The sequence below is a fragment of the Xanthomonas bromi genome (genome assembly GCF_900092025.1).
In the GTDB taxonomy this organism is placed as follows: domain Bacteria; phylum Pseudomonadota; class Gammaproteobacteria; order Xanthomonadales; family Xanthomonadaceae; genus Xanthomonas; species Xanthomonas bromi.
Genome location: NZ_FLTX01000094.1, coordinates 1 through 3,732, shown reverse-complemented (window position 1 = coordinate 3,732; position 3,732 = coordinate 1). Strand labels below are relative to the sequence as shown.

The 3,732-nt window shown below is 51.6% G+C and carries 2 protein-coding genes and 2 pseudogenes; 2 read left to right on the top strand and 2 right to left on the bottom strand.

The annotated features are described in order from the left end of the window. Positions 1 to 382 (top strand): annotated as a pseudogene (locus XBLMG947_RS20260) (T6SS effector BTH_I2691 family protein); the annotation flags it as partial. 4 nt (positions 383 to 386) lie between these two features. Beyond that, positions 387 to 1,406, top strand: a complete 1,020-nt coding sequence (locus XBLMG947_RS20255; RefSeq protein ID WP_065470331.1) for a DUF6708 domain-containing protein — start codon at positions 387 to 389, stop codon at positions 1,404 to 1,406. Between the two features lie 105 nt (positions 1,407 to 1,511). Here XBLMG947_RS20255 and xopAG read toward each other — a convergent pair whose 3' ends face one another. Beyond that, entirely contained in the window at positions 1,512 to 3,071 is a 1,560-nt protein-coding gene (xopAG, locus tag XBLMG947_RS22180; protein ID WP_209437492.1) for a XopAG/AvrGf1 family type III secretion system effector, read from the bottom strand. A gap of 315 nt (positions 3,072 to 3,386) precedes the next feature. After that, positions 3,387 to 3,633, bottom strand: a pseudogene (locus XBLMG947_RS22175) (integrase); the annotation flags it as partial. Positions 3,634 to 3,732 lie beyond the last annotated feature (99 nt).

The following is a 3,732-nucleotide window of genomic DNA, read 5'->3' as shown; positions in this document are numbered from 1 at the left end:
CAGCCGGGCCAGTTGGTTTACCGGCACGGGCAAGTTGATGGGCGTTGTGGGGGGGGTAATTGGGGGGATTTTGGCGATTAAGGATGGTGTTTCAACGTATAAGAAACATCCGTTTATCGGCGTGCTTATGGGGGGCTTAGGGTTTGCATCAATTATGGCGGCATTTATGTTGTTGTTTGCCGGTCTGGCTGGATTTGGTTTAATAGTGGGTTTGTTGGTGGCTGTGATTATGGGGGTTGTTTACTGGATTAAGCCAAACGCATTGCAGGATTGGTTGGTAGATACTCAGTTTGGATTAGCCGATCAGGGCGGAGGGACAGATTCAGCCTTTGGTGGTTTGGCTCAGCAGCAGCTTGCCCTAGAGTCGCTAAGTAAGGGTTGATGAAATGTATACTGGTTGGATAAGAGGCTTCAAAAAAAATAGAGATTTGACCTCCGAGGAGCTTGCGTCCGCCCTTTCTAAGAAAAAGGGTGGGGAGGCTGCGTTGCAGAGATTGGGGCTTATCTCAATAAATTCAAATTTTATCGAATGGATTGATAGAAGGTTCCTCTACAGAGGAATGCTTAATATGTCAGTGGTTTTTATTGGCATGCTTGGGTTTTTGGCGTTCACTGTATTTTGCTTTTCGAGGATGGCCGAGGGTGGGCGCGGCGCTTGGGCAATTGGAACTATGGGCCTCATGTCTTTAGGGTCCGCAGCGGCGGTATATTTGCTTTTTCTAAGGCATGATTTTTTCTGTTATTTATACTACCCAATTCGCTTCAACCGCAAAACCCGTAAGGTCTACGTCTTCCGCGAAAAACGCGATGGCGGCCTGCTGATCGTCCCCTGGGACGATGTCTTCTTCCACATCGGCCGCGGTACCGACATGAAATTCCTGCGCGACATCCGTGGCGAGATTCTCGACGGCACTATCGTCAAGGACACCTTCGCGCTAGGCCACTGCGCCGAACGCGACGAGCCGGTCAAGGAGATGTGGGAGTTCATCCGTCGCTACATGGAGGAAGGTCCGGAGGCGGTGGCCGAGCACCCGCTGGACAAGTATGTCGAACTGTCGGTGGCGCCGACCTGGAAGAACTGCCTGATCTCGGCGGTCGGTTTCACCAATGCCACCACGCCGTTCAAGCGCGTGCTGCTGTTCCCCTTCATCGGCACGTTCACTGTCGTGCGCTGGCTGGTGTTCAAGAGCTGCAAGCAGCCGGTGTTCCCGCCGGAGGTGGAAGCCGAGTGCCAGGTCGAACCGAACGACCCCAACATCTGGCCGGTCCCCAAGTCGATCGGCGAGTTCGTGACCACCGTTCCTGGCTTGATGACCTATGCGATGCGCAAGGCCCAAGGCATCAGAACGGCGCCGGACGCGCCAACGGATCTGGCGTCGCAGTTCAAGGACTGGGGCAAGAAGTGACATGGCGCGCGTTGCGCCCTGGTTCGCGCTGGACGCAACTGCAACCTCTGCTTGCGCTTGCCCAGGCCTTCGGCGTCACCGAACGTCAGTTGCATGGATGCCTCCTCACTCCGAACAGAGAGTGTCTCGCATTTGTGGCGCGTTGTTCAGAGGTTCCCTAAGCGCTTCTCCGCCATAAAACTCCCGTGCGGAATTCTTGCATATGTCTTTGTAAAAAGCTTCAGCGTCCTCCACTGTGTAGCCAGCTCCGACAAAACACCCATGCGCAATTTCTCTGAGTGTATGACGCTCGCTACTGGCGTTGTCGTAAACAGCGTTCAGGCATCCGACTATGGTAACAACGTCTTTCTTAGAAAGCCTATCTTCGCCACTTAATAGGCGCGCATGGTTGATATACGCCGACACGTTGTATCCGGTAAACGAATCAGCCAAGCCGGAAGAATCCTCGAAACCGGAGCAATCATCATTCATTTTAAAATGACAAATTGGTATATACTTCATCTCTCTTAATTTTTTAGACCTAAGGTCTTTCATCGAATCTTCGTCTTTTTTATAAATCGATTTATTCATCACCATGTTAAGCTCATGGAGAAGCGGCCCAGCGACGCTCGTATTGCGTCGGGCAACTCCTTTTTCCATGTCATTGCGATTAAATGGCCTAGTTTCACCAAGACGCTTATTTTCATGTGAGGAAGCTAAGCCCCTTCCCTCAAGAAAGGGCATCAGCACCTTGTGAGCGTCGCCCCAGGTTTTTGGACTGCAGTACACTGGTCTAAGAATCAGTAGTGCCTGGCCGGCCCGGAACTGGGCTTCCGAAGTAAGTGATTCGGAATTTTCCAGCAGTGGCTGCAATCCAGCGATGCATGCTTTGGGTGTCAACGCTCGGTCACTGGTGATTGCTTGGGCGTGATGTTTTTCGCCCTTCTCAATAAAAGGATTAGAAATAGATCGCGATGCATAACCGTAGGAGCCGCTGTCGTGGTTTGGAACGCCTGAAAGCGAATATTTGTTTTTAACTTGAAAATCAGCCTCCTTGGTTATATCGAAATCGACGGGAGCTTGAACGACTCCATACTTGGTGAGCAGGGCGGGCTTTATGCGCTCGCCAAGAATGCATGATACATTCAGTGCGATAGAATCACGGGCTTCCTTGGTATTGATCAATTCTTTCATGTAAACCTTGGTAGCTGAGCGAAAATCTAACATGGTGACGAAAGAATTTTCTCCAACAAGCTTTGGCAATAATGAAGTGCGCGCCCCCTTAACGTTCTCAGGGCATCCATGCGCATGATATTCGGCATAATTAGCCTCTGCCTTTTTCTCCGCTTCCCGCAGGCGAACGTCACTGGTAAATCCTTGCTTACCATCATGGAGTGACGTTGTCGAAAGAAAGAATCGATTGGCGGTGTTGTCGTAGATATAAGCAGCACCGGCAGCTCCTGCAATATATTTCATGGCAGTCTTTGCAATACCTGCCAATCCTCGCGGATTGTTCCTGCTGGATGATGTGCGATTTGCATTCTTTGGAAAAGATACGAGTCCTGAGAGAATTTCATTTGAACTAGTCGCTCCACCTATCGCTTGGGCCGAAGCGGGGGTACTCTTGCTGGGCTGATTCACTAGCAGTGACACAACGGGTTTCACATTATTTTTAGCCACACGCATGACTAGCACCTCAAGTTTTGAATTAATATGAATAGGATTTTCGGAATAAATTCTTACAAAAGGTAAATTTAACCAAAAATCTGGAAATTATCACTTATCACTTCACGAGTGAATCCACTCCTATCTCAGTTGTACCCATGTCTGGCATACCATCAACTGATGGAAGAGCATGTCGGTAGGCAGCGTGCCGCCCATATAACGGTGGAGAAGCAAGTTTGGCGCGGAACACTCCGATTCGCATCGCCTCACCGAAGGCGTGTTTGGGACGACGAAGCATTGACGCGGGAGATTCCCGACCTTTAGCCAAACGGCTGATCATCTGCCTGCCGGCATTGCACCGGTTGCGATGGCCTTTTCGGATTCGCCAACGGAGTGCGCTGGCCGCAGCTGCGCCAGGAGTTGTTCCAGCGTGCTCAGTCGTACCGTGGCCCGCAAGGTGTCCGCCTAGGCTCGTTCCCGGCGCTGGCGCTCTTCGACCAGCTCGGCCCGCGCTGCGGCGAGTTCAGCGCGCACGCCTTCCAGCGCGTGGACATCTTTGGGTCCACCGCACCTGCAGGCCTTGGGTAATCCCCCCACAGGTTAGCTGACGGCAGAAGTGGAATTTTCTCGTACCCTTTTCTGAGGAGGTTCCATGAAGACATCCCGTTTCACCGACAGCCAG

Bases quoted from the DNA above. Each gene is read 5' to 3' on its own strand.
- XBLMG947_RS20255 (WP_065470331.1), top strand. From the start codon at position 387: ATGTATACTGGTTGGATAAGAGGCTTCAAAAAAAATAGAGATTTGACC.
- xopAG (WP_209437492.1), bottom strand. From the start codon at position 3,071: ATGCGTGTGGCTAAAAATAATGTGAAACCCGTTGTGTCACTGCTAGTG.